28 protein-coding genes are annotated in these 24,110 nt (G+C 62.9%); 11 read left to right on the top strand and 17 right to left on the bottom strand.

All coding sequences use genetic code 11. The annotated features are described in order from the left end of the window. Window positions 1-32: 32 nt before the first annotated feature. From ATF69_RS10700 to ATF69_RS10665, 8 genes are all read left to right on the top strand, one after another. Window positions 33-482, top strand: a complete 450-nt coding sequence (locus ATF69_RS10700; protein ID WP_146870919.1) for a YeeE/YedE family protein — start codon at window positions 33-35, stop codon at window positions 480-482. A 1-nt stretch (window position 483) separates the two neighbouring features. Then, on the top strand, window positions 484-840 hold the full coding sequence (locus ATF69_RS10695) for a protein tyrosine phosphatase family protein (protein ID WP_146870918.1): 357 nt from the start codon (window positions 484-486) through the stop codon (window positions 838-840). Window positions 841-856: 16 nt separating this feature from the next. After that, window positions 857-2,593, top strand: coding sequence for a SulP family inorganic anion transporter (locus ATF69_RS10690; RefSeq protein WP_146870917.1), 1,737 nt, complete (start codon window positions 857-859; stop codon window positions 2,591-2,593). Between the two features lie 445 nt (window positions 2,594-3,038). Further along, window positions 3,039-4,289, top strand: a complete 1,251-nt coding sequence (locus ATF69_RS10685; RefSeq protein ID WP_056745184.1) for a glycosyltransferase family 2 protein — start codon at window positions 3,039-3,041, stop codon at window positions 4,287-4,289. Then, the gene (locus ATF69_RS10680) at window positions 4,286-5,323 is read left to right on the top strand and encodes a bactofilin family protein (RefSeq protein ID WP_146870916.1); all 1,038 of its coding nucleotides are present in this window, start codon (window positions 4,286-4,288) and stop codon (window positions 5,321-5,323) included. The genes ATF69_RS10685 and ATF69_RS10680 overlap by 4 nt, the downstream gene beginning before the upstream one ends. 398 nt (window positions 5,324-5,721) lie before the next feature. Beyond that, the gene (locus tag ATF69_RS10675) at window positions 5,722-6,246 is read left to right on the top strand and encodes a hypothetical protein (RefSeq protein WP_146870915.1); all 525 of its coding nucleotides are present in this window, start codon (window positions 5,722-5,724) and stop codon (window positions 6,244-6,246) included. A gap of 332 nt (window positions 6,247-6,578) precedes the next feature. Further along, window positions 6,579-7,550, top strand: coding sequence for a hypothetical protein (locus tag ATF69_RS10670; protein ID WP_244303703.1), 972 nt, complete (start codon window positions 6,579-6,581; stop codon window positions 7,548-7,550). Next, window positions 7,547-8,359 (top strand): Crp/Fnr family transcriptional regulator, encoded by an 813-nt coding sequence (locus tag ATF69_RS10665; RefSeq protein ID WP_235511583.1) that lies wholly within the window; start codon window positions 7,547-7,549, stop codon window positions 8,357-8,359. Before ATF69_RS10670 ends, ATF69_RS10665 begins: the two co-directional genes overlap by 4 nt. A gap of 20 nt (window positions 8,360-8,379) precedes the next feature. Here ATF69_RS10665 and ATF69_RS10660 read toward each other — a convergent pair whose 3' ends face one another. Both ATF69_RS10660 and ATF69_RS10655 read right to left on the bottom strand, forming a co-directional pair. After that, window positions 8,380-9,198, bottom strand: a complete 819-nt coding sequence (locus tag ATF69_RS10660; RefSeq protein WP_146870914.1) for a YaiO family outer membrane beta-barrel protein — start codon at window positions 9,196-9,198, stop codon at window positions 8,380-8,382. Next, window positions 9,195-10,124, bottom strand: coding sequence for a hypothetical protein (locus ATF69_RS10655; protein WP_146870913.1), 930 nt, complete (start codon window positions 10,122-10,124; stop codon window positions 9,195-9,197). Before ATF69_RS10655 ends, ATF69_RS10660 begins: the two co-directional genes overlap by 4 nt. 309 nt (window positions 10,125-10,433) lie before the next feature. Between ATF69_RS10655 and glmM the strand changes: the two genes are divergently transcribed. Continuing rightward, window positions 10,434-11,819, top strand: coding sequence for a phosphoglucosamine mutase (gene glmM / locus ATF69_RS10650; RefSeq protein ID WP_244303702.1), 1,386 nt, complete (start codon window positions 10,434-10,436; stop codon window positions 11,817-11,819). Between the two features lie 51 nt (window positions 11,820-11,870). On the opposite strand, the gene wecB is transcribed toward glmM, so the two are convergent. From wecB to ATF69_RS10595, 11 genes are all read right to left on the bottom strand, one after another. Beyond that, entirely contained in the window at window positions 11,871-13,040 is a 1,170-nt protein-coding gene (wecB, locus tag ATF69_RS10645) for a non-hydrolyzing UDP-N-acetylglucosamine 2-epimerase (RefSeq protein ID WP_146870912.1), read from the bottom strand. 458 nt (window positions 13,041-13,498) lie between these two features. Then, window positions 13,499-14,689: a zonular occludens toxin domain-containing protein gene (locus ATF69_RS10640; RefSeq protein ID WP_146870911.1), complete on the bottom strand. Its 1,191-nt coding sequence runs from the start codon at window positions 14,687-14,689 to the stop codon at window positions 13,499-13,501. Beyond that, window positions 14,686-14,985, bottom strand: coding sequence for a DUF2523 domain-containing protein (locus tag ATF69_RS10635; protein ID WP_146870910.1), 300 nt, complete (start codon window positions 14,983-14,985; stop codon window positions 14,686-14,688). The genes ATF69_RS10640 and ATF69_RS10635 overlap by 4 nt, the downstream gene beginning before the upstream one ends. 4 nt (window positions 14,986-14,989) lie before the next feature. After that, on the bottom strand, window positions 14,990-16,651 hold the full coding sequence (locus tag ATF69_RS23105; protein WP_158641484.1) for a virulence factor TspB C-terminal domain-related protein: 1,662 nt from the start codon (window positions 16,649-16,651) through the stop codon (window positions 14,990-14,992). A gap of 122 nt (window positions 16,652-16,773) precedes the next feature. Further along, window positions 16,774-16,977 (bottom strand): major capsid protein, encoded by a 204-nt coding sequence (locus ATF69_RS10620; RefSeq protein WP_146870907.1) that lies wholly within the window; start codon window positions 16,975-16,977, stop codon window positions 16,774-16,776. A gap of 1 nt (window position 16,978) precedes the next feature. After that, the gene (locus tag ATF69_RS10615; protein WP_146870906.1) at window positions 16,979-17,191 is read right to left on the bottom strand and encodes a hypothetical protein; all 213 of its coding nucleotides are present in this window, start codon (window positions 17,189-17,191) and stop codon (window positions 16,979-16,981) included. Then, window positions 17,184-17,390, bottom strand: coding sequence for a hypothetical protein (locus ATF69_RS10610; RefSeq protein WP_146870905.1), 207 nt, complete (start codon window positions 17,388-17,390; stop codon window positions 17,184-17,186). The genes ATF69_RS10615 and ATF69_RS10610 overlap by 8 nt, the downstream gene beginning before the upstream one ends. After that, on the bottom strand, window positions 17,390-18,349 hold the full coding sequence (locus ATF69_RS10605; RefSeq protein ID WP_146870904.1) for a rolling circle replication-associated protein: 960 nt from the start codon (window positions 18,347-18,349) through the stop codon (window positions 17,390-17,392). The genes ATF69_RS10610 and ATF69_RS10605 overlap by 1 nt, the downstream gene beginning before the upstream one ends. After that, a complete protein-coding gene (locus ATF69_RS23100; RefSeq protein WP_158641483.1) occupies window positions 18,349-18,504 on the bottom strand; it encodes a hypothetical protein in 156 nt (51 codons plus the stop codon). The genes ATF69_RS10605 and ATF69_RS23100 overlap by 1 nt, the downstream gene beginning before the upstream one ends. Next, window positions 18,501-18,683: a hypothetical protein gene (locus ATF69_RS10600; RefSeq protein ID WP_146870903.1), complete on the bottom strand. Its 183-nt coding sequence runs from the start codon at window positions 18,681-18,683 to the stop codon at window positions 18,501-18,503. Before ATF69_RS10600 ends, ATF69_RS23100 begins: the two co-directional genes overlap by 4 nt. A gap of 17 nt (window positions 18,684-18,700) precedes the next feature. Beyond that, window positions 18,701-19,006, bottom strand: a complete 306-nt coding sequence (locus tag ATF69_RS10595; protein WP_146870902.1) for a single-stranded DNA-binding protein — start codon at window positions 19,004-19,006, stop codon at window positions 18,701-18,703. Between the two features lie 67 nt (window positions 19,007-19,073). Between ATF69_RS10595 and ATF69_RS10590 the strand changes: the two genes are divergently transcribed. Both ATF69_RS10590 and ATF69_RS10585 read left to right on the top strand, forming a co-directional pair. After that, the gene (locus ATF69_RS10590) at window positions 19,074-19,448 is read left to right on the top strand and encodes a helix-turn-helix domain-containing protein (protein WP_146870901.1); all 375 of its coding nucleotides are present in this window, start codon (window positions 19,074-19,076) and stop codon (window positions 19,446-19,448) included. Window positions 19,449-19,526: 78 nt separating this feature from the next. Next, entirely contained in the window at window positions 19,527-20,324 is a 798-nt protein-coding gene (locus tag ATF69_RS10585) for an SDR family NAD(P)-dependent oxidoreductase (RefSeq protein WP_146870900.1), read from the top strand. A gap of 75 nt (window positions 20,325-20,399) precedes the next feature. Here ATF69_RS10585 and ATF69_RS10580 read toward each other — a convergent pair whose 3' ends face one another. Genes ATF69_RS10580 through ATF69_RS10565 form a run of 4 tightly spaced genes read right to left on the bottom strand, consistent with a single transcriptional unit; the run spans window position 20,400 to window position 24,075 of the window. Further along, window positions 20,400-21,776 (bottom strand): MATE family efflux transporter, encoded by a 1,377-nt coding sequence (locus tag ATF69_RS10580; RefSeq protein WP_146871109.1) that lies wholly within the window; start codon window positions 21,774-21,776, stop codon window positions 20,400-20,402. A gap of 31 nt (window positions 21,777-21,807) precedes the next feature. After that, window positions 21,808-22,311: a MaoC family dehydratase gene (locus ATF69_RS10575; protein ID WP_146870899.1), complete on the bottom strand. Its 504-nt coding sequence runs from the start codon at window positions 22,309-22,311 to the stop codon at window positions 21,808-21,810. A 32-nt stretch (window positions 22,312-22,343) separates the two neighbouring features. Further along, window positions 22,344-23,606, bottom strand: a complete 1,263-nt coding sequence (locus ATF69_RS10570; RefSeq protein ID WP_146870898.1) for an MFS transporter — start codon at window positions 23,604-23,606, stop codon at window positions 22,344-22,346. Further along, window positions 23,596-24,075, bottom strand: coding sequence for a MarR family winged helix-turn-helix transcriptional regulator (locus ATF69_RS10565; RefSeq protein WP_099730267.1), 480 nt, complete (start codon window positions 24,073-24,075; stop codon window positions 23,596-23,598). The genes ATF69_RS10570 and ATF69_RS10565 overlap by 11 nt, the downstream gene beginning before the upstream one ends. Between the last annotated feature and the right edge of the window lie 35 nt (window positions 24,076-24,110).

The raw sequence follows: 24,110 nt of genomic DNA, 5'->3' as shown, positions 1-24,110 counted from the left end.
ACGCATCCCCATTCATCGGAGCATTGATCGCTATGAAAAATCGTATTTCGGAGTTTGTGGTGGGCCTGATTTTTGGCCTGGGTCTGATCGTTTCGGGCATGACCGACCCTGGCAAGGTGCTGGGCTTTCTGGACCTGGCTGGCTTGTGGGACCCATCGCTGGCGTTTGTGATGGGCGGAGCCATTGCGGTGGGCGTCTTTGCGTTCGCCGTGGCCAAGAAACGCACCACCAGTTTCCTGGGAGCTGCCATGCACTTGCCCACGTCGCGCGACATTGATCGCCGTCTGGTGGTCGGGAGCCTCATCTTTGGCGCGGGCTGGGGCATTGCCGGTTTTTGCCCGGGGCCGGCCATCGTTTCGGCGGGTGCGGGCCAGCCCAAAGCCATCGTGTTTGTGATCGCCATGCTGGCAGGCATGTGGCTGTTCGAACTGGCCGAACGCATGTCCCACCGTACCCCATCCACCCAGACCGGAGCCCGCTGATATGCCGCTGCAAATCATTGCCTTGACCCCTGACTTCGCTGTGTCGCCGCAGCTGGCGACCACGGACTTTGCCTCTTTGGTCCAGCAAGGCTTCAAGACCGTCATCAATAACCGGCCAGACGGGGAGGGCGGTGGCGCACAGCCCACCAGCCCTGAAATGGAGCGCGCTGCCACGGTGGCCGGGCTGCACTATGTATATCTGCCGGTGGTCAGCGGCTCTATCACGCCAGAACAGGTGCAGGCCATGCACAAGGTCCTGATCTCTGCCCCCAAGCCCACATTGGCGTTTTGCCGTTCGGGCGCCCGGTCTGCCCAATTGTTTGGGCTGACGCAGAACTTGGACGCTGAAACGTCCTGATCACCCGGGAACCCTCATGAACTTCATTCCCGGCTGGGTCCGCAACTACCAGAAGTCCTGGCTCTCCGGCGACATGGTCGCCGGCGTGATCGTGACGGTGATGCTGATCCCGCAGAGCCTGGCCTACGCGCTGCTGGCGGGCTTGCCACCCGAGGTGGGCTTGTACGCCAGCATTCTGCCGATCATCGCGTATGCCGCGCTGGGGTCCAGCATGACGCTGGCAGTGGGCCCGGTGGCAGTGGCCTCGCTCATGACGGCGAGCGCCCTGCAGCCCCTGGCTGCCGCTGGCTCGCCCGACTACGTGGCGCTGGCCATGTTGCTGTCGCTGCTCTCCGGGGGCATGTTGCTGCTGTTTGGGGTGTTGCGGCTGGGTTTTCTGGCCCATTTTCTGAGCCATCCGGTGATCAGCGGTTTTATCTCTGGCTCGGCTGTGCTCATTGCTGTGGGGCAGGTCAAGCACCTGCTGGGCGTGAAGGCGGGCGGCACCGATGTCTTTGATACCGTGGTTCAGCTGGTCCACGCCGCGCCTGGGACCAACCTTTTAACGCTGGGGATTGGTGCGGGCAGCGTGTTGTTTCTGGTGCTGGCGCGCAAGTCCTTGTCTCCATGGCTGGTCCGCCTGGGTGCCACCCCCCGCCTGGCGGATATCGCATCCAAGCTGGCGCCGATGCTGGCGGTGATGGTGTCCACCGCCTTGGTCGCCGCCATGCGCTGGGACCAGACGGCAGGGGTCAGCATTGTGGGCACGGTGCCCCAAGGCCTGCCGCAGCTCGGGTTGCCGGCGGTTTCGATGGCGTCTGTGGGCTCGCTGTGGTTGCCTGCACTGTTGATCTCACTGGTGGGCTTTGTGGAAAGCGTGTCGGTGGCGCAATCGCTTGCGCTCAAGCGTCAGCAGCGCATTCAGCCCAACCGGGAACTGCTGGGCCTGGGGGCGGCCAACGTTGCCAGCGCGCTGTCGGGTGGTTTCCCCGTCACGGGCGGCTTTGCGCGCTCGGTCGTCAATTTTGCGGCTGGGGCCAACACGCCCCTGGCAGGTGTCATTTCTGCCATGCTGATGGGGGTGGTGATTGCCGCGTTGACGGGGCTGTTTCACTATTTACCCCACGCCGTGTTGGCAGCCACCATCATCGTGGCGGTGGTGTCCCTGATTGACTTAGAGACACTGCGCGAGGCCTGGCATTACGACAAGGCGGATGCCATGGCCCTGCTGGCCACCGCAGGGGGAGTGATCGCTTTGGGCGTGGAAGTCGGCATCCTGATGGGGGTGGCGTTGTCGCTGGGCACTTTGGTGTGGCGCAGCAGCCATCCGCACATTGCGGTCGTGGGGCGCGTGCCAGGCACGGAGCATTTCCGCAACGTCGCCCGCCATGCAGTCACTACCGAACCCGGCCTGATTGCCGTGCGGGTCGACGAAAGCCTGTATTTCGCCAATTCGGACGCGTTGCTCGATAAGGTGGAGTCTCTGGTGGCGGCACAGCCTGACACGCACTATGTGCTGTTGGTGTGCTCGGCCATCAACCAGATCGACACCACAGCCTTGGGTGTGCTCACCGACCTGGAGCGCAGCCTGGCCCAGCGCGGCATGGCATTGCTGCTGGCAGAGGTCAAAGGGCCTGTGCTGGACCGCCTGCAGACCACGCCGCTGGGGCTGCGTTTGGAGGGCAGGGTGTTTCTGAGCACCCATGCAGCGTTCCAATTTGCAAACCGCGAGGCGACTGTCTCGCCCAACCCATCGCCATCGCTGGCTCGATAGCGTGCAGTGGGTGGACGGCGACTGACGGCACGGGTGCATTGAGCCCCATCCACGGCCCTTTTGCGTTTGGACTTTGCCTGTGTTCGCCATCGAACAGACCGTGCCCCGCCTGCTGCTTACATTCCGTCTCACATCCCTGCAGGGTGTGACGTAACGGGGTCGCAAGACGCCGCCGCTCCACGTCCTGTGCACAGGGTCCAGCAGTGGTCGGAACAAAAGGCGTTCTATGCACTTGAATCGAGACAGCCGGCGGCTTGTTGATGCCGAGCGCAGCGCTGCACCCCATGTTCCCCCGGCGCGGTGGCTGTGGTTTGCGACGGCATTTGCCACCCTGTTGGGCAGCGCCAGTACGTGGGCGGCCCGGATGACGCAGCCTCTTGAATCCATCGAAGCGCTCAGTCAGCGGTGGGTGCCTGGCCCTGTGGCATATGCGGTGCTGTCCACCATGGCGGCGCTGCTGGCCATGATCATCGTGGTGATGATGGTGTATGCCACCCGGCATGGAGTGCTCACACTGAACCGCCTGCTAGGGCACCAGCGCCACCCGTACCTGGACATCGATCAGGCAGACTGGCCTCTGATCACGGTGTTCATCGCTGCCCACAACGAAGAACAGGTGATCGCTGGATGCTTGCAGGCCCTGCTGGACACCAATTACCCGCTCGACCGGCTGAAGGTGGTGCCGGTCAACGACCGGTCTACCGATGGCACGCGCGCCATCATCGATGACTGGGTAGGCCGTTACCCTGGGCGAATCGTGCCGTTTCACCGTACCAAGGGCAAGCCAGGCAAGGCGGCAGCGCTCAAGGATGCCCTGCAGCACGCGCAGGGCGACATTGTGATCATCTTCGATGCCGACTATGTGCCCGGCCGTGGGCTGCTAAAGCAGTTGGTAGCGCCATTTTTCGACCCCGAGGTGGGGGCAGTGATGGGCCGCGTGGTGCCGGTCAACACGGGGGTGAACCTGCTCACACGCATGCTGGATCTGGAGCGAAGCGGCGGCTACCAGGTGGACCAGCAGGCTCGTATGAACCTTCGCCTGGTGCCCCAGTACGGCGGCACCGTGGGTGGCGTGCGCTGCTCGGCTGTGGCTGCGGTGGGCGGCTGGCACGACGATACGCTGGCCGAAGACACGGACATTACTTATCGGCTGTTGCTCAACGGCTGGAAGACTGTCTACACCAATAGGTCCGAGTGCTATGAAGAGGTGCCTCAGGACTGGCAGGTGCGCATCAAACAGATCAAGCGCTGGGCCAAGGGGCACAACCAAGTGATGGTGCGTTATGGCTTGCGCTTTGCATTCAGTCCCTACCTGAGCTGGCGAGAACGCCTGGACGGGCTGCTGCTTTTGTGTGTTTTTGTGCTGCCGCCATTGCTGCTGGTGGGTTGGCTGCTGGCGCTGGGCCTGTATTTTTTCAATGCCGGGGACATGCTAACGGGGCTGATCTCCTTGTTTGCGCTCATGGCCTATGGCACGCTGGGTAACTTCGCCGCGTTTTTTGAGATCGCCGTAGCGGTGCTGCTGGACGGCAAACGCAGGCGGTTGCGGCTGCTGCCGCTAAGCCTGCTGGGCTTCGTGATCAGCCTGTTTGCCATATCGTCATCGGTGTGGGGGCAGTTGATGGACAAGCTGCTGCGCCGCGACATGGTGTGGGACAAGACCGTGCGCTACCGGCAACCGAGCGTCGAACAATGAACACCGCCCTGTTCTACCTGGCCTTTGTATTGATCAGCTCGGGATTGATGGTGATTGCCTTTGGTCCCACCTGGCGCGAGTGGCGGCACCCCACCGATACCGAGGCGTTGCAGGTGTTGCCGCACTACACCACCGACATCGACCATTTCGCTGACCGGTTCCGCGCGCTGGTGCAGGCCCACCAGGCGCAAGTGCCGGGTCCTTATGCCAACGAGTTTGATTTTGCGCCGGTGTCACTGGAGGGCGTGAACTGGGCCGGCATGCTGCGGCCACTGGTTTGCCTCGGCTCGGTCAAGCCGCAGACAGCGATCCAATGTGCTGTACCGCTGTTCGTGCATGGTGACTTCGAAGCACCAGCCCGCAGCCGCTTTGTGGGCCTATTGGCGCAGGGCCGTATCCGGCTGGGTGCGGGTAGCGATGTGGGGCAGTGGGCACATGCCGACGCGTCCCTGCATCTGGCTCAGGGCTGTTCGGGGCTGCGGCGCCTGTCTTCATCGACCGCCGTGGAGCTGGAGGCCGATTGCTGTTTTGAGCGGATCCAGGCGCCACACATCCGCTTTGGTGGTGATGCGGCCCTGCAACCTGAACGGGAGCACGCGCCTTTGATCGAGGCCAGCTTTGATCGGTTGGAGGGTGCTCTTCGCCAGAGCGAGCATGTGACGCTCGTGCGCGGCGACTGTAAACTGCCACGCACGCACCGGTATCACGGCTCGCTGGTGGTCACGGGGCGTTTGCTCATTGGGGCTGGCACCGTGATTGAAGGCGACGTGAAAGCCCGTGGCGGCATCGTCATGGGCGACCACGCGCGGGTGCAGGGCTCGCTATGCAGTGAAAAGCAGATCCAGCTCCTGGACCATGCCCAGGTGGCCGGACCCGTGGTGTCCGAATCGGGCATCCTGCTCGGCGCTGGGGTACAGGTGGGCTCGCCGCAGGCCCTCACCACCGTCAGCGCAGAAACCATCATGGCGGAGGCGGGCGCCCGGGCGCATGGCACCGTGTGGGCCCGCCAACTGGGCATTGTGTGGTCGGCGTGAACGCGGCGCACCCGCATTGCATGGCCGGTCGGTGGCCTGCACCCTCGCATTGTTCCATCCGCTAAAGCGCCACAGAGGGCTTACCCTTGCCACATCCCACCGTTATTCCCCACAGCCGCCAAGACCGCGAGCTGGCTTTCAATGCTGCGCGCGGCCTGTTGGCGCAGGCCCAACAAACCCACAGGCACCAGTTGCCCCACCGTGCTCTCAGCCGCATCCGGCTCAACCCATGGCTGCTTTTGCAAATAGTGGGGCTGCCGGTGGTGTGGTTGTCTCTGATCTACGCTTTGCGGGAGCCTCTGTACGGTTTTTGGCGCAGCTACCTGCTCACCTGGGCGCAGTGGCTGCATATGCCGCTGCAGCCAGCGGCAGTGTCATCACGCCAGGACCTGTTGGGAATGAGCTGGTTGCCAGGCGCGAGTGACCTGGGGCTGTCCATCACCACCGGTGCTGCCCTGGCTGCCGTGCTGATTGTGGTGGCCTGGGGGCTGGCACTGCGCCTGCGAGGGCGATGGCTTCCCGGGCAGTATCTGGTGCGGGTGCTGTGCGTGGTGCAGGCGCTGGCGCTGCTGTACTTCTGGTTTGCGCCGATGCCGTTCCCGCACTTGGTGCTGAACCATGTCATGGACCTGCTGGATGCTGGCTATCTGCTCATTCTGGCCATACCGGTGCTGATGGCGCTCGGCTACTACCCGCTGCAGATCAGCTGGCAGGCCAAGGTCGTGCATACCCTGCTTATCTTGTTGTTCTTTGGGGTCATGGTGCCGCAGCAAGCCATGGTGCACCTGCTGGTTCTGCAGCACTTGTCGGTGGTGTTCATGCCAGTGCTGTACCTGTGTTTCGGGGCGCTGTTCGACATGATGGTGTTTGTGGCTCTGTATGCATGGGCGGCCAGCACGGCCCCCTTGTCCGCTACACATTAGAGCGCTCATTCCCCTGTCGGGTCTGTTCAGCCGTACCCTCTGCGGCGCCGCCAGGTTCACTTGTCTGTACGCCTGCGTACGCAGTGAAGAAATCGAAGGCATCTTCTGCAAAATAAGTACGCCACCCTTCACCCGGGGGTGTCGGCCTTCCTGGCAGTGCGCTTCTTTTTGCGCTGTTGCTCTCCAGATGTTGAAAGCGGTGTCCGGGCTTGCGTTCGGAGATCGTGCACATGCGGCGTCGTTCATTGCTAGAAAAGGTGCCAGCATTGGGGGCTGGGCTGCTTTTGTGTTCGGCCAGCTGGGCGTCAGAAGCTCCCGCACCCATCGATGCAGTGGCGGAAATCAAGGCATTGCGCATCCTGTCGGGCCCCTATGCCGGTGGCTACGAGCTGGCGCCCAATGGACGCCTGAACTGGTACTTCGCCAACCTGGGGTTGTTGCCCTTGGTGCCCATGCTCAGTGCGGCGGATTTGCAAACATACATCCTCCCGTATCTGAATCTGTACCTGGCCAGCACCGATCCTGCCACCAGCACCATTGCGGATATTGAGTTCCCCTATGGCCGGGCCAATACATCGGTGGTCAAGAAGGTGCTGGCTGACTCGGACGACGCCTATGCATCCACCTTTCTGTCCCTGGCGTCGCGCTATGTGGCGGCCAGTGGCAATTGGGCCTGGTGGGAGGCGCGCAAAGCGGCCCTCAAAAATATCGCTTACCGCAACCTGGCATTGACTGCCAAGTCTTCGGGGCTGACTGCAGTGTTTCAGGCGCCGCGCAACCAGACCAACGCCAGCGGCTACCTCATGGACAACTGCGAAGGTTACCGAGGTCTGCGCGACTTTGCGGCGGTGCTGCGGTCGCGCAGCGAACTGTCTGAAGCCAACTACTATGACCTGCTGGCGACCAATACCGCAGAAGGCATTGCGCGCCAGCTCTACAAGGCCCCAGAGCAGTCATTTTTGGCCAGCGACGCCGCGCTGGCACCCAGCGCAGAGTTTTACCCTGGCACCACTTGTCAGGTGTACCCGCAGGCCTTTGGATTGCGCGAGCTGACCGGGCTGTTTGCAGCAGGGTGGAACTGTCTCAACACGCGCTCACCAGGCTGGGAAATCGGGCGCTATGACCCTTTCCCGTGGGCCATCCTCGGGTACGTTGCCGCGCTTCGAGGGCAGGGCAGCCAGGCGCGTACACAACTGGCGGTGATTGAAAAAACCTTTGCGGCCAACCGCAGCCTGGTCACCATCAACGAATTGGGTTTCTATCTGCGCACCAAAGCCGTGTTGGGCGGGAGCACGGCGGCATGAGGGCGGGCCTGCGTAAGCTCCATGTACGCCAGCAGACAGACAGAGACGGCGTCTCCTCCGAGAATTCAAAACGATCCCGTCCTGCTGTCAAGAAGCCACACATCGACCAATCCCTCGCGAACCGACTGCTGGCCCTTTTGCGGCCTACAGAGCGGTCGCGCCTGCTGTCCGTTGCCGAGTGGGTCGAACTGGAAAGCCAGCAAGTATTGGGGCGAGCGGGTGAACGACTCAGCCATGTGTACTTTCCCACCAACAGCATGATCTCTTTGCTCTCCAACCTGGAGGGCGCGCGGCACTTCGAGGCCGGACAGATCGGCTTTGAGGGCATGTTGGGTGCCAGCGCAGGGCTTGGGGTGACGGCCTCGGCCTTTGATGCGGTGGTTTCGGGGGCAGGCCAGGCATGGCGAATCCAGCTGGATGCGTGGCGCAGCCATTGTTTGGCCAGCCGGACGCTGAGCCTGCTGACCACCCGCTATCTGTATGTCGAGCTATCGCAAATGGGCACGATGGTGGCCTGCGGGCACTTTCATTCGCTGGAGCAGCGTCTGGCGCGGTTTCTGCTGATGAGCGAAACGCGGCTGCGCACCCCCGACATTCAGATGACGCACGAGACGCTGGCGCACCTGCTGGGGGTACGCCGGGCCGGTGTGACGCTGGCGGCCGGCAAGCTGCAAGAGAGCGGTGTAATCCAGTACACGCGCGGGCATATCCTTGTGCTGGACCGAGAGGCATTGCTGGCGCAAAGCTGTGGGTGCTTTGACCAGGATCTGGAGACCTATGAACGGGTCATGTCAGGCGCTGTCGCTTAGACGCTGCAGGCTCGGACAACCTAGGGCAGTTCCCAAAACAGCGACAGCTTGGCGCCGTTGCGGGAATAGTAGGGGTTGCGGTAGCGCTCTGCGCCCGCAGTAATGCCCCACTGTGGGCCCAGCCACTGCCGCAGTGTGAGCTGTGACTGGCGACTGTCAAAGTTGACCAGAGATACCCCATTGCCAATGGCCTGATAGCCCTCGGCCCCCCAGCCGTGGCGGGCAATGATCTGCGTGTGGTGCACGCGCCCCCAGGTGGCCGCCACAAACTGCTGATGGGTACGCACGCCACCGGGGGAGCTGTTGTTGAAGCGTATTTCTGCCTGTACCACCCACGGCAGATCGAAATAGTAAGTGGACCCGAGGCTGATGTTGCGGTCGATGTGGCCGTCTGGCGCTCGGTAGTAACCTGCCCCCAGGGTGGCCACCCATTGGCGTGTGGGCAGCAACTTGCGGTTGATGAACCCGTCCACACGGTAGCGCGGCAGGTAAGCAGCACCATCGCCTGCGCCCACCGATAGCATGGAGAACCAGTCTTCGTTCCAGGTCATAGTGTCCGACAGCCCGATGAACCGGCCCGACTCTCCAAACCGCCGCATGGTGGCGATTTCCATGCCGAGCAACTGGCTGTTCACACCCCATTGGCCGCGCACGCCAGCTTCATGCCAGTTGCCATACCCGTTGGTGAGGGTGTGGCGGCTGGTGTAGGCCTCAATGCGCCGGACCGGGGCCGGCAGGTCTGCAACGTCTTGCGCATGGGCTGCAGGTAAGGCATGGGCCAGCAACCCCAGTGCCAGAACAAGGGACGGGACAGGGCGGTGGATGTAGTGGGTGTTCATGGTGACCGTGCGGGGGTGTGACGAGGACTGGTGCAGTTAGTTGTGTCCACGGCGGCAGTGATGGCCTTGGACTGCAAGATTTGCGCGGCGACTTCGTCCGTCACCGTCCAGTGGGCGCCGTGCCGATGGGGCAGGGCGGTACGAAGCCAACAGCGGGCAGAGGGGATGTCGCCTTGCTGCAGTGCCACCACAGCCACCAGACCCCAGGCAAAGTCGTCCTTCACCTGGGCCAGCCATTCGTTGCGGTGCTCAGCCATCCAGCGGCGGTAATGCGCGGGCGCCCCACCAGGGATCAGCGGAAAACGCACCAACAGCGGAAAGATCTGCGCCACGGCGTCGGGGTAGAAGGCATGTGCGGTCTCACGCTGTCCGGGCTGGGTGGAAACCAGGTAGCGCTTGCGCTGATCGTCCCAGAACACGACCGCCAGAGTTTTGGTGAAGTTGGGGTGGCGCGCGTTTTGTGCCGCCTTGTGGGTGAGCGGGTAGGCCCACAGCTCCAGGTTGTCCATGAGCAACCCATGTTGGTACACCGGTGAGACCAGGTAAATTCCCCGGTTGGGGTCTACCAACTTGGCCAGCGCCGCACTGGTAGCCATGCGGCTGCGCACCCAACTGGCCTGGCTGCGTTGTGAGGCAGGCATGCTGTCCATGAACGCCAGCCACAGGCCGAGTACGGAGTCGTCGGCATCGGCGGTTTTACATGGGGCCCACACAGGGCCGTTGCGGCAAAAACGGTCAAAGGTCGCGTCGGGCTTTTGCCGCTGTACCAGCCAGGCGCCCCAGGCCTTGGCAGGCGTGGAAATATCCAGCCCATGGCTGTGAGCCAGCAACAGTGCCTGCAAGGCAAAGTAGGGATCTACCGTGTCGCCCTGGTGCTGCACCGAGATGGCGCCCGAGGTATCGGCATACCCCTCCAGATCGAGCACAGCAGCCGACGTACAAAGTGGTGCTGCAAGAACGAAGCACGCCAGAGCGTTGCCTATCCAGCGCTTCAGGCCAGAGTGGGTCTGTGACAGATGAAGGCACTTGGGAGCTAGAGAGTCTGGTGTCAATGGGTGATCCGTGGCATGAAAAGCCATGGTCAGCGTGTAGGCACAGCGCTGTCTGTTCGATGCCGTACATAACGTGGCGGGTTCGATAGCGCACAGACCGTTTCGGTCCAAGGCCCCACCGTCGGTGTTCGCCTTGGCCTGGGGTGCGGGTTATCTGGCGAATCTCATTCAACAGGACTACCCATGACAACGCAAAAGATGTTCGGAACCGACGGCGTGCGCGCCCCAGTGGGTATGGAGCCCATGACCCCCCAGACCATCATGCGGCTGGCACACGCCTGCGGCCAGCTGCTTAGCCGTCAGCACACGGGACTGAACCCGCGACCTGTGGTGGCAGTGGGCACCGACACGCGCGGGTCGGCCCCCATGTTTGAGGCGGCCTTGCAGGCGGGGTTTTCTGCGGCCGGTGTGGACACGGTGATGTGCGGCGAGTTGCCCACACCCGGCGCGGCCTACCTGACGCGCTTGCGCGGCTACCAGGCGGGTGTGGTGGTGAGTGCATCGCACAACCCTTGTGAGGACAACGGGGTGAAGTTCTTTTCGGCCACAGGTGACAAGTTGCCCGACGGCATGGAGGCCGAGATCGAACGCACCATGGTCCAGCCCATGGTCTGTTTGCCATCGTCACGGTTGGGCCGCGTGTCCCTGCTGCCGGAGGCCTCCGATCTGTACATCCAGTTTTGCAGGCAGGCATTGCCGGCAGGTTTGCACCTGCAGGGTATGAAGATCGTCATCGACGCCGCCCATGGCGCCTGCCACCGCATCGCCCCCGAGGTGTTCCGACAGTTGGGCGCGGAGGTGGTTGCGGTGGGCGCCACGCCTGATGGGCAGAACATCAACGACAACGTGGGCGCCACGTCGCCCAAGCACCTGAGCGAGGCCGTGCTGGCTCACCAGGCAGATGTCGGCGTGGCGCTGGACGGCGATGGAGACCGGTTGGTGATGGTGGACAGCGAGGGCCGCATCTATGCGGGTGACGAGCTGCTGTACGTGCTGGCCGTGGATGCCCAGACCAACGATGGCTTGCAGGGTGGGGTGGTGGGCACGGTGATGAGCAACCAGGGGCTGGAGCAAGCGCTGCTGCGCCGTGGGCTGGACTTTGCAAGGTCTGCCGTGGGTGACCGACATGTCCTGGAGCTGCTCAAGCAGCGGGGTTGGCGCTTGGGCGGCGAGGGCTCGGGCCACCTGATCGGGCTAGACTGGCACAGCACCGGCGACGGCGTGATGTCAGCCTTGCGGGTGGTGGCTGCCATGAAGCGCTCGCAGCGCAGCTTGTCGCAGCTGTGCAGCGATCTGCGCATGAACGCTCAGTGCCTGGTCAATGTGCCCGTGACCCGTGGTGCGGGGATGGCCGACAACACCTGGATGCCCCACTTCCAGCTGCGGGCCGAAAAGTTGCTGGGCGACGATGGGCGGGTGCTGCTGCGTGCCTCGGGCACCGAGCCTGTTGTGCGGGTGCTGGTGGAGTGCCGTACTGCACTCAGGGCGCAGCGGATGGCCAGCCGGTTTGCCAAAGAGGTCAGCCAACTGCTGACCGCACCCGCGGCGCTGGATACAGCTACCGCCTGACCGGCCGTCGTCCCCGCACCATCCTGGATGGCGGTGGGGCCGCAAGCGCTGTCAGTCCACCGTGCAGAGCCGGTCTGCAATGTGCTGCGCGGTGTGGCCATCGCCAAACGGGCTGCTTTCCAGCTGCATGCTGCGGTACGCCCCATCGTCGCGCAGCAGGCGTGCCGCCTCAGTCACCATGCGGCGGATGTCTGTGCCAACCAGTACCGCACCACCAGCTTCCACCAGCTCCTGCCGCTCGGTGCTGTCGCGCGCAATCAGCACTGGCCGCCTCAGCGCAGAGGCTTCTTCCTGAATGCCGCCCGAGTCCGTCAGCGTGAAGTAACAGCGTTGCAGCAGGCTGATGAGGGCAGGGTAGTCCATGGGTTCGGTCAGACACACCCGTTGGCGCAGGTCGTCCGGCAATGCGTCGATCACCGGCCTCACCGCCTGACTGACGGCTGGGTTGGGGTGAAGCGGCCAGACCACAACCAGATCGCCATGGGCCGCCAGCAACTGCCCGATGGCAGTGGCGATATTGCGTATGGGGTCGCCCCAGTTCTCTCGGCGGTGGGCGGTCACCAACAGAAGCCGCTGGTTAATTTGCTGATCTAGAAACTCTGCGACCATGGCTGGTACCACTGAAGACAAACCGGACGACAAGACAGAAGGCGCGGACGATGCATTGGTCTGCAGGCGCTCCTGCGTCCAGCGCGCCGCGTCAATCACCGTATTGCCGACGACGGAGATACAGGCGTCTGCTATGCCTTCGCGCAAAAGGTTGTCCCGGGTCCGCGCCGTCGGTGCGAAGTGCCAGTGGGCGAGCCGTGCAATCAGCTCCCGGTTTTTTTCCTCCGGAAACGGCTCGCGTGTGCCTGTGCGCAAACCCGCCTCGATGTGGGCGACCGGCTTGTCGTTGTAGTAGCCACTCAGCGCTCCGACCAGCGCAGACGTCGTGTCGCCCTGCACCAGCACCACATCAGGCTGGGTTTCGTCCACCAGCCTGTCCACTCCCTCCAGCAACAGCGCCGTGAGGTCGCCCAACCTCGGTGTGCGCCGCTCCAGTGCCAAGCGCAGGTCTGGCCCCATATCAAAAAATCGGTAAAGCACCTCGGCCACCTCGGCGTGCTGCCCGGTGTGGAGCACCACCACGCGGTGGCCACGCAGCTTTAGCTCGCGATGCAACGGTGCCATCTTGATGATCTCAGGGCGGGTGCCTAAACACGCAAGGTAAGTGGTCATGGGTTCTTTCAACGCAGCGGCGCTCGCGTTTTGGTGGGAGGCGTTGGAACCAGTCCAGACGGACTTTTCGGAAGGAAGACTTGGGAGAACGCCGCCACAGCAGGTGCCCCCAAGGCCGACGCATGGTGCGGTTGGGGGTCGTGGAGTGTCTGTTCGACACCGCACAGAGTGTGTGTTTGATATTTAACATAATATACATCGTATCTACTCGCTATTACGCCGCGCTGCGGTACGCCTCCGGGCTGCGCTGCGCTTGCATCCCTGTGGCGCATCCTCGGCGGCTACTTGCTGAGACTGACCCGGTTTATTGAGTGGCCCGCAGATCGCGGGCTTTTTTTATGGGGTAAGGGTTGTGCAACGGTCCTACATGGTGCCCTGCGGCCCCATACCCCCGCCCCAAACCTACGACACAAGGTCTCCGGTCCGGGTCCCCGTTGTCTCTCAATGAAGAAGCGGCCTCACTGGGTCAAGCTGGAGCGCACCTGTGCATTGCGCGCTGCAAGACCTTGCGCCCATTCAGACGTCGATTGCACCTGCGGATGCTTGTGCGCTGGGTCGGGCACTGGCACGGTGCGAACCGGGGCCGCTTGGGCCATTTGCTGGCCCGTTGGCGGCATGTTGCGGCCCTGCTGATAGTCGCCCCTGTCGCGGTGGCTGTATTCCCCCTTGCTGGCCGTTTTCCAGTCCATGAAAAAGCCTTGCGCCACGATCTGGAGGCACACGGCCCCGCTGACCTGCAATAGCGTGGCCTGCTGGGTGTAGCACTTGCAGGTTTTGCCCATTTGGACGCACGCCGCAGGGTACGGCGCCTCTGTCGGTTTCGTCACTTCGTCATAAGCCGGTGCCGTGTGAGCGAAGTCTTTCAACCTGGGCGAACGCTGCGCAATGTATTCATCTGCGGTCATCACCTGGGCGACTTGGCGCAGGTTTTGACTAGGTGAAGCGGCGGCATTTGTGCCTGGCTGGTTTGCTATGGTTTCTGTAGCTGGCTTTGCTTGCTTCGTGGCGTTCTTGTAAACGCCAGTGATAGCGAAGTACAGAGCCGCAGGAACGGCGATGGCGCACGCGGCCAGGACAAAGACGGCCCGAGGGATTTTCTTTTTCCCGGTGTGCAAGCTGGCCGAGCGATACCAACTGTAAACCTCCTTCGGATAGCCCACCATCGAGACTTCACCGCGTGCGCCTGCGCCGGGTTCTTCGCACTTCATGTCCGGGCTTGAGAAGCGAAGAACGCTCACCACATCGGCGCCAAAGGCCCGTTTCAGGTGGCGGTGCCATGAAGGCTTGTCGATCAGGCGACGCACAAACACATCAATCAGCGATGGGTGCGGGCAGATCATCCAGAAGTCAAAGCCGCGACGCCGCCGATGCTGGGCGATGGCTTGCACGTAGTCCGGAACGTCAGAGCCTGAGCGCCTGAGCGGGAATTCGTTTTGGCATTCGTCCATCACGCAGATGGAGCCATCAGGCAGGTCTTGCCACTTCTTGGGGTCGAACTTCTGCCAGCCGAATTCCACTGCCTTGGCCTCGTCCATATCGAAGCCGTGATAGTAGACCGGGCGGTTTTCCTTGAGTTGCTGGGCGCGCACATCGCGCAGGGTGATCAGCGTTTTTCCGGCGCCGTTCGCTCCGGTGGTCAGATAGATCATTTCATGACCCACTTCTTGAAGCTGTCGCCGCTGATGCCGCTGACGACTGCCCGCGCAGCGATTGCGCTGGTGATGATGCTGATGCACACCCCTACTTTCATGAAGCCAATCAGGCCGATCATTTCAGCAGGTAGGCCACCGAGCGCGGCCAGCGCCCCGGCTTTCATCCAATCGAGGGACGATGACACGCCGGTATAGGTCACAACACTGATGCCCAAGGCGATCAGGATGCGGCCCGCGAGGGTGCCAACGAGGTTAATCAACATGCCGCCAATGGCAGCAACAAAAATAGGCATGGTGTTATCCCCTTGTGACGATGCGGGCGGCCATGAGCATCGACACAGCCACCAAGATATTGCCGAGCATGGCAAGGTACTGGCAGAGGTTGGAAAGGGGTAAGGAAACGCCATGGCCCCACACGGTGATGCTCAAATCTCCGATGCAGCCACCACCGCCGAGCGGGTCCGATGTGTCGATGCGACCGCTCAGGCTGATGGTTTCGTTTCCGGGTAGATCGCCGGTCTGGTTGCCGGTCTTGCCCTTGTTGGCGTTGTAGAGGTCAGATTCGGCGCTTGTATCGTCAAACAGCTTGCAGTTACGGGCGTACTGCTCCTTCGCTATGGCGCATTGAATGGCGTCTCCTTCACAGGCGAAGCCAGAAATGCAGGAGCCGCCAAAGCCGTTGCCCTCCTCGCCTTCACCATTACCTGAACCTGTGCCAGTGCCGCCGCCACCTGTGCCGGTGCCGCCACCGCCACCGGATGGAGGTTCCGTGTAAACGCAATTGCCGTTGATCTTCACGGAGCCTTGAGGGCAACCGCCGTTGCCATCGGGAGGAACCGGGTTCTTCACGCACCAATTGCCACTTTTGTGATAGCCGTCAGGGCAAACACCTTCAGGAGCTGGAGGAATGACGATGGGGGGTGGCAAGTTAGGCCCCCCTGACCCGGAGCCCGGACCGGAGCCGCCATTTCCGGTGCCTGTGCCGGTGCCGCCGTTGCCAGTGCCACCATCCCCGGTGCCCCCTGAGCCGGTACCACCGCTACCGGTCCCGCCTGAGCCCGTGCCGCCGCCGCCTGTGCCTGTTCCACCCCCGCCAGTACCTGTGCCAGTGCCGCCGCCACCTGTACCTGTGCCACCAGAGCCAGTGCCATTTGAACCATTACCGCCGCCACCAGTGCCAGGGCCAGAACCATTGCCACCATTGTTTCCGCCAGCATCGCCGCTGCCATTGCCGCCGCCTGTGCCTCCATTGCCACCGGAGCAGGTGGCACCTGTGAAGGTGCCCGCACCAGTACAGCTCTCAATGCCGTCAATCTTGACGCAGATGGTGGGCTTGATACGCACTTGGCAATTCATGCCATCGGACATTTCGCAAAGATAGGTGACGCTATCGCTCAGATCCGTGTAGTCACCTGCGGAGGCGCCCGCCTTGCATTTGTTTTTCTTGCACACGCCATTGATGCGGGTTTCACCGGCAGGGCACGGCGGGTCTTTGACGCACACACCATTGACGCGGGTTTCATCGGGTTTGCAGTCGTTTGGAACGCATGCACCGCCCTCTTCGTGCGTGCCTTCGGGGCACTGTGGCTTTTGCTGACAACCGCCATTGAAAGGGACCAAGCCAGCGCCGCATGTGCAGACAGAGGCGCCAGAACCGCTAGTGCTCATGGTTGAGCCGGAGGGGCAAGAGTCCGGCCCCTTTTGCTGGGTGCATTTGCCGTCGTAATACCCGTTGTTGTATGTGTAGCCGCAGTCCTGCACATTGGGATTAGCCGTGGCCTTGCACGTCCAACTGGCGGAGATACCGGCGCCCAGTTGACCGACAGGGAAATTGGTGGAGTTGCAATAGGCTGTATTCCACTGCCCAGGCGTTGCAGGGAAGGGGCCACCATCGGCCAACGCGGGAGGTCCGAAGCACAGCAGGAGGACCGCGACGATCAGGCGGTAAAGATCAGCCATGCGGCCCCCAGGATGGCGATGATGACGAAGAGGCCCATTTGTTTTGCACCTTGTAGAAGCTCACCCCTCGTGAGCTTTTGCAAGGCCCCTGCCGGCCGGTCAGGGACTGATGCAGTGAGGGCTTAGGACAGAGCCTTGCGCACCCACTTGAACGCCTTGATGCCAACGTAGAGCACCAGCACGGCAGCGCCGACAGCGGCGATAGGTGCGGCCTGTGCGGCAATGTCTGTAGTGACGGCGGTCACATCCACAGCAGCGGCATTGGCAGCAGCAGCACCGGCCAGAGCGACAACGGCGACGAGCGAGCGATTGAAGGTTTTTTGCATGTCAGTTTTCCTCAGATGAAGTTGATGAATTGCCGTCAATGTTCAGGGTGCGAATGAGCATGCGAAATGCCCAGCCGACAGCCCAGACCGCGAGGACGGCGCCCGCGATGGCTGCTCCATCCGCTGTATCGAGTTGCAGCGGAGGGAGGCTTAATTCATGCACCACAGTCACCGTGCAGGTGCCGGGGCATTCGATAACAGTGGGGTCAGCCACGTGGCATGGCCCGCATGATTGACTGCTGGCGAATGCGTGCCTGGGCGATGCGTTCGGCACGGTGTGCGCGAGAGCGCAGACGCTCAGAGAGGGCGACTACTGCGCCATGCACCAGCACGAACAGCAGACCGCCGACGAAGCCAGAAAGGCAGGCGAGCATTGCAACGCGATGGGCGAAAAATGAGAGGTCGATTTCCATCAATGCACCTGTGTGGAAGTTGGTAGCCAGGAGAAAGGGCCAGCCGGGTCGATACGGCGTGGAGTGGTTCTGATGCGGATAAAGCTGGTGAAGCCGCCGCCAGTTGGGGCGAACTCAGGCAAGAGGACTTCCCCGGTCGATTCGTTGATATAGCCGCCGCCAGTAGCGGGCTTGAAGTGGTCAGCGACTGAGGCATTGCACTGGACATAGGCAGGCCAGAGGACCCAGCGACGAATGGCACGACCGGAGGTGTCTAGACCCCCTGCCCCATGAATTCGGGCACCGTGAGGGAAGGTGCCAACGTTCTTGGATTCGATCTTGCTGGCGTACTTCATGAGGTAGGCCACTGGAGCGGTTGAGCGCAGGCGGTTAGACATGCCGTGCGACCACATAGGGGGGTGCCACTGCTTAAGGCCCTTGCGGTCCTTGCTGTGCCAAGGCTGGTCGGGCTTGGGAGGGGTCAGTCCAGCGCCGAGCCACACAATCACGTGATAGTGGATGACGCCGCGTTGTTGAAGCTCGGCTACCCAGGCGTAACGGACGGCCTTGGAGCCTGTGCGGGCGTAGTGCCACTTGCGAAGTGCATCAAGGTAACGACTGATGTGCTCTGGCCTCCATTGGCGGTTGTCGCCTTTGTAGGTCAGGGTCTGCATCCAGATCGTTTGGTTTTTATCGCCCTGGTTGTGAAGCTGCTTCGCAGCGATACCAAGGCCCTTGCGCAAGCGGGTAACGCGGGAGGCTTTGGGGTCAATGGTTATGCAGTTTTCAGCCCAATCGACAACAACAGACCCGCTTGTGCAAGTTGTTGATACTGAGACAAGCCCGGAGGCGCTGCGCGCCTCCTGCTGGACACGCTGCGCCTCGAAACGAGCGCACGAACGGGCGTGCGCAACGTGAGCAGCGCGCACCATTCCGGGCGTGCTGTCGAAGTGCAGGAGGTTGGAAACTGCGGCGACCATCAGCAGCCCCAGCCGATGACGAACGAAGCGGCCTCACGCAGCTTGGGCTCGGTGATGTACACCTGCTGGACTGCGTAGGACGATGTGGCGCCCTTCTCTTCCATGGCTTCAAGCCAGTAGCGAAGAACGAGGACGCGGCGGGCGGATTCGCTCATGCGCCCTCACCGCCCACTGGCATGCCGTTGGATGTGTAGATCACATCGAGGCCGGTTGTCTCGCCGTCAAAAGCGAGCGTGACGGACACACCGTCAACGTTTTCGATGTGGTCGCCCCGCTGCTCAATGAGCAGGGCGAGCAGTGCCGATTGAGCAGCGACCAAGCGGGCCGCGTGCATGGCCTCTTGCATGATGCTCAGGCCGCGACGGCTTTGGGCTTGAGAGCAACGAGGCGCGGAGCGATTGCGAGATTGCCCGAGCGGTCCACGTACACCGAGGAAGGCGCCAGGGTGTATTCACCGATGGGCCAAAACAGGGGGGCGCCCTGTTCGTTCTTTTCGAGGATGATTTCCGACTTTTCGGGGTACGGGTTTTTGTTGCCTGCCCGGTCGTGAGTGTGGAACCAGACGGTTTGAAAGTTGAGGTCGTAAGCCTTGCCGCTTGCCTTGGCTGTGCCGCGTTGGTTGCGCACTTCGGTCGATGTCACCGATACTTGGATCATGTTTGATAACTCCGTGGCTGTATCAATATCGATACAGTGGTAGAGTCTCAGATATCAGGAGTGATACATGCAATCCGTAAAAGACCTTATTGACAAAGCCTCAAAAGTGTGCGGTAGCGATACGGCACTTGCGGAACGAATGGGGATAGAGCGCCCTAACCTGTCGCTGATGCGATCAGGAAAACGAGCCGTATCACCAGCTACAGCGGCGGAGCTGGCAGATATCGCCGGAGAGGATGCGAGGGAGGCTGCGATCGCAGCGGTGATCGAGAGCGCAAAAGGGACACGCCGGGAAGGCGTGCTGCGTGAGATATTGGGAAAGGCCATAGCCGCTGGCGTGGCGGGTCTGTTGGTGTGTTCCTACAGCGGAGACTCGACTTCAGCTATGGAAACAATAGCAAAGAATGACGCCAACGTTAACGATTCTATACATCGTATCTAACATTAACGATGTCATCCCAACGAAGCGCCAATGCGCCGTCGGCGCTGCCTCTTGCTCAAGCCGCTACCATCACCGTCCATGAACCTTCCCACCCAAGCACCTTCTACATCGTCCATCCACTTCGGTCATCAGGGCCGCGTCTGCATCGTCACGGGTGGCGCCCAAGGCATTGGCGAGGCCTGTGTCCGCCGCTTTGCGGCCGAAGGCGCCAAGCCGGTGATCGTCGACGTGGACGATGCGCGTGGCCAGGCGCTGGCACAGGAGCTGGGCGCGCTGTATGTGCGCTGCGATGTGGGCGATAAATCGCAGGTGGATGCACTGGTGGCCCAGACCCTGGCGGCCCATGGGCGCATCGACGTGCTGGTGAACAACGCGGGCATCTTTCGCGCGGCAGACTTTCTGGAGGTAACCGAGGCCGACTTTGACGCGGTGCTGCGGGTCAACCTCAAGGGCTCGTTCCTGGTCGGCCAGGCGGTGGCGCGGGCCATGGTGGTATCGGGAGGCGGTTCGATCGTGAACATGAGCTCGGTCAACGGTGTGCTGACCATTCCCAATATCTCCAGCTACAACGTGAGCAAAGGCGGCGTGAACCAGCTCTCGCGGGTGATGGCGCTGGCATTGGCCGACAAGAACATCCGCGTGAACGCGGTGGCGCCGGGCACCATCGCCACCGAGCTGGCCGCCAAGGCCGTGCTGACCAGCGATGAGGCCAAGAACAAGATCATGAGCCGCACGCCCATGAAGCGGCTGGGCGAGCCGTCCGAGATTGCCGATGTGGTGGCCTGGCTGGCCAGCGATGCGGCCAGCTATGTGACCGGCGAGATCGTGACTGTGGACGGTGGGCGCATGACGCTCAACTACACCGTGCCGGTCTGACGCACTTCTGGCCACTCCTTTTTTGATAGCTGCAAGCGCATGATTCACTAGCGCTAGCAGCTGTTTTCATCGCTTTCAGGCCTGTGGCATGCGCTGCAACAGCCGGGTGGTACTGCGCGGCCAGCCCACCGGACCGAACCAGGCGCCGCCAGCTATCGCCCAGGCGTTGACCAAGCCGTAAAGCACCAGCGCCGCCCCCTGCGCTGCAAACACGGCGGCAAGTCCACCGCCCCAGCGCAGCGCCAGCCAGCCGCCGGTGACGGCCACCGCCAGGCGCACGATGTTGCCGATCACCGGCCAGAGCAGGCGCCCTGCCCCTTGCGAGGCAAAGTACAGCACCAGGCCCAGGCCGAAGAAGCCGTACACGGGGCCGACGGTGCGCAGATACAGCGCACCCGCTTCCAGCATGGCGGGGTCGCTGTTGAACAGGGACAGCCACCCGTTGGGAGAGGCTGCCGCCCACAGGCCAATCGCCTCGGCCATCACAAACGCCATGGCCGCGCCAATCCAGGTGGCGCGCAAGGCGCGCTCGCGCTGGCCAGCGCCGATGCATGTGCCGACCATGGCCACCAGCGGCGCGCCCAGGCCAAACACCAGCGGCACCAGCAGGTATTCCAGCCGCGATGCGGTGCCGTAGCCCGCGATGGCCGCTGTGCCAAAACCACCCACCAATGCCGTCGTGACGCCAATCGCCAGATTGGTGGCGACGGTAGACACCGTGCCCACCAGACCCACCCGCAGGATGTCTTTGAACAGCACCCAACGAAACCGGATGTGCGCCAGCGACGGCCGCAGCAGGCTGCGCGGCGACCACAGGTATGCGGCCAGCACTGCGCTGCCGATCAGGTAATACGCCATCAGCGCAATGGCGCCCCCGGCAATGCCCAGGCCCGGCATGGGGCCCCAGCCAAAGATGAACAGTGGCGAAAGCGGCACTAGTACAACCGCGCCCAGCACCGTGACGTAGGCTGGCACGGCCATGTTGCCCGTGCCCCGGATCACGGCCGACAGCGTGTTGAACAGCCACACCAGAAACGCCCCCGCAAACACCCAGTTGGAATAGACCAGTGCCGCATTCAGTGCGCCGCCCGTGCCGCCCATGCGGGTGTAGAGCCAGCGCCCTCCTCCCACCACGCCCACGGTAAAGACCAGCGAAAACACCGCCGCAATGGCCAGTGCATGCAGCACCAGCGCGTCGGCATCGTCCCGCCGCCGTGCGCCCAGGGCGCGTGCAATGGCCGAAGCAATGCCTCCGCCCATGGCGCCCGCCGAGGTCATCTGCATCAGCATGACCACCGGAAACACCAGCGCCATGCCCGCCAGCGCATCGGTGCCCAGCTGGCCGACAAAGTAGGTCTCGATCAGCCCGACGCCCGCCTGCGCCAGCATCACCAGCACGTTGGGCGCAGCCAGCCGCAGCAAGGTGGGCGCAATGGGCGCCTCCAGCAGCATGCGGGTGCGCGGATTCAGGGCCTCGGTCACATCAGGCCCCTGCCCCACCGGCTGCAGGCCGGCGTGGCACCACGATGCGCACGGTAGACAGCTGCAGCACATCGCCGTGCTGGTTGCGGGTCTCGCTGCGCACCGTGACCATGCCCCGGTCGGGCTTGGACTTGGAGGGCTGGATCTGCACCACCTCGCTCACCACATGCAGCACATCGGTGGCGCGCGTGGGCCGGGGCCAGCTCAGTTCGCCCCCCGCACCGATGATGCCGCCCGCAATCGGCAGCCCACTGGTCACTTGCAAGCGCATGGTCACGGCCGCCGTGTGCCAGCCGCTGGCGGCCAGACCGCCAAACAGCGTCTCGCGCGCAGCAGCGTCGTCCAGGTGAAAGGGCTGCGGGTCGAACTGCGCGGCAAAGGTGGTGATCTGCGCTTCGTCCATGGCGTGTTCGCCGCTTTGGAACTGGTCGCCGACAGACAGGTCGTCCAGGTAAATCGGGGACGTGGGGGCTGTCGAAACGTTGCTGGCGGGGGTCTGCGTCATGTCGATGGCTTTCGTGGAGAGAAGGTGGTTGGTCAGGCCGCCTTGGCGGCGGGGCGCGCCACGCGCGCTTCTCGGATCGGCAGGTTGACCAGCGCTGCGCCCACGGCCAGCACGATGTCGATGTACCAGACCCAGTCATAGCTGCCGGTGGCCTGGAACACGCTGCCGCCCAGGTAGGCCCCCAGGAATCCGCCAATCTGGTGCGACAGCATCACGATGCCGAACAGCATTGCCATGTTGGCCGTGCCAAACATCTTGGCGACCAGTCCGGCCGTGGGTGGTACGGTGGACAGGAAGGTGATGCCCATGACGGCGGCAAAGACCAGCACCACGGCCGGTGTCTTGGGAGCAAACAGGAAAATCAGTACCGCAAGACCTCGCGTGGCGTACAGCAGCGACAGCAGCGACTTCATGCGCCAGCGCCCTACCGCCCAGCCCATGGCCAGGCTGCCCACAATGTTGAACAGCCCGATCACCGCCAGCGACCAGCCCCCTACTTCGGGCGCCAACCCGCACGCTGCGATCACGCCGGGCAAGTGCGTGGCCAGGAACGCCACGTGAAAGCCGCACACCAGAAAGCCTGCCGCCAGATACCGGTAGCTCGGTGTGGCCAGGGCCTGGGCAATGGCCTCGCGCGCGGTCAATGCCTTCTGGCCGGATACCGCAGCAGCCTGTGCCGCCAGGGCGTTGGAGTTGCCCTTGAGCACCCACACCGCCGGCAGCGCCAGCAGCACCAGCACGCCCAGCCACTGCATCGCACTGGCCCAGCCCACGGCGGCGGTCAGGCTGATGGCGATGGGCGCCATCAAAAACTGCCCGAACGAGCCGCCCGCGTTGACGATGCCGCTGGCCAGCCCGCGCTTTTGAACAGGCACCAGCCGGGCAGTGGCCGCCATCAGCACAGACGGCCCAGCCATGCCTGCGCCGCCTGCGGCCAACACGCCAATCGCAAAAATCAACCCGGCCGTGGTGGTCATATACGGCGTGATGAAGGTGCCCAGCGCCACCAGCGCCACACCGATCAGGATCACACGACCCGTGCCGATGCGGTCGGCCACAGCCCCGGCAAACGGCTGGGTCAGCCCCCACCACAGTTGGCCAAACGCAAACGCCAGGCTGATGCTGCCGATGCCCAGGCCCGTGGAGGTGTTGAGTGCGGACAGGAACAGACCCATAGTCTGGCGCGTGCCCATGGTCAGTGCAAAGGCGCCTGCGGCCGCCAGCAGCACGAGCCACAGGGCCAGCGGTGCGGCGGGCTTGGTTGCCGTCGCCTGCGGGGTGTGGTTATTCGTCATGCGCAGTCTCCTGCACTGGCAGTGCAGCCAGCAGATCGAGCGAGTCGTCCACCAACGCGTGCAAAGCCATCACGCGTTCCACGCCCAGTGCCTCGTTCAGCGCCAGTTGTGCGGCCTTCCAGTGGCGTTGCGCTTCCGCGCGCTTGTCGCGGCCTGCGTCGGTGATGTGCACCAGGCGGCTGCGTGCGTCCGTGCCCGCCCTCAGCGTCACCCAGCCCGCATCCACCAACGGGCGCAGGTTGCGGGTCAGCGTGGACGCATCCATCTTCATCTCCGTGGCCAGATCACCCGGGCGAATCGGGCCCAGCTTGAGCACATGCGACAGCAGCGAGTACTGCGTGGTCTTGAGTCCACATTTCGCCATTTCGGCGTCGTAGTGGTTGGCCACGCGGCGCATCAGCTGGCGCAGCTTGAAGTTGGTGCAGCCCTGCGGCAGCACAGGGGCCAGGGTGGATGGGTTGGCTTGCATGGATTTGATTGTATCTGCAATAATTGCATATGCAA

The sequence above is a fragment of the Acidovorax delafieldii genome (assembly GCF_007993815.1).
Classification (GTDB): Bacteria; Pseudomonadota; Gammaproteobacteria; order Burkholderiales; family Burkholderiaceae_C; genus Acidovorax; species Acidovorax delafieldii.
This window is presented reverse-complemented; position numbering and strand designations above follow the sequence as displayed.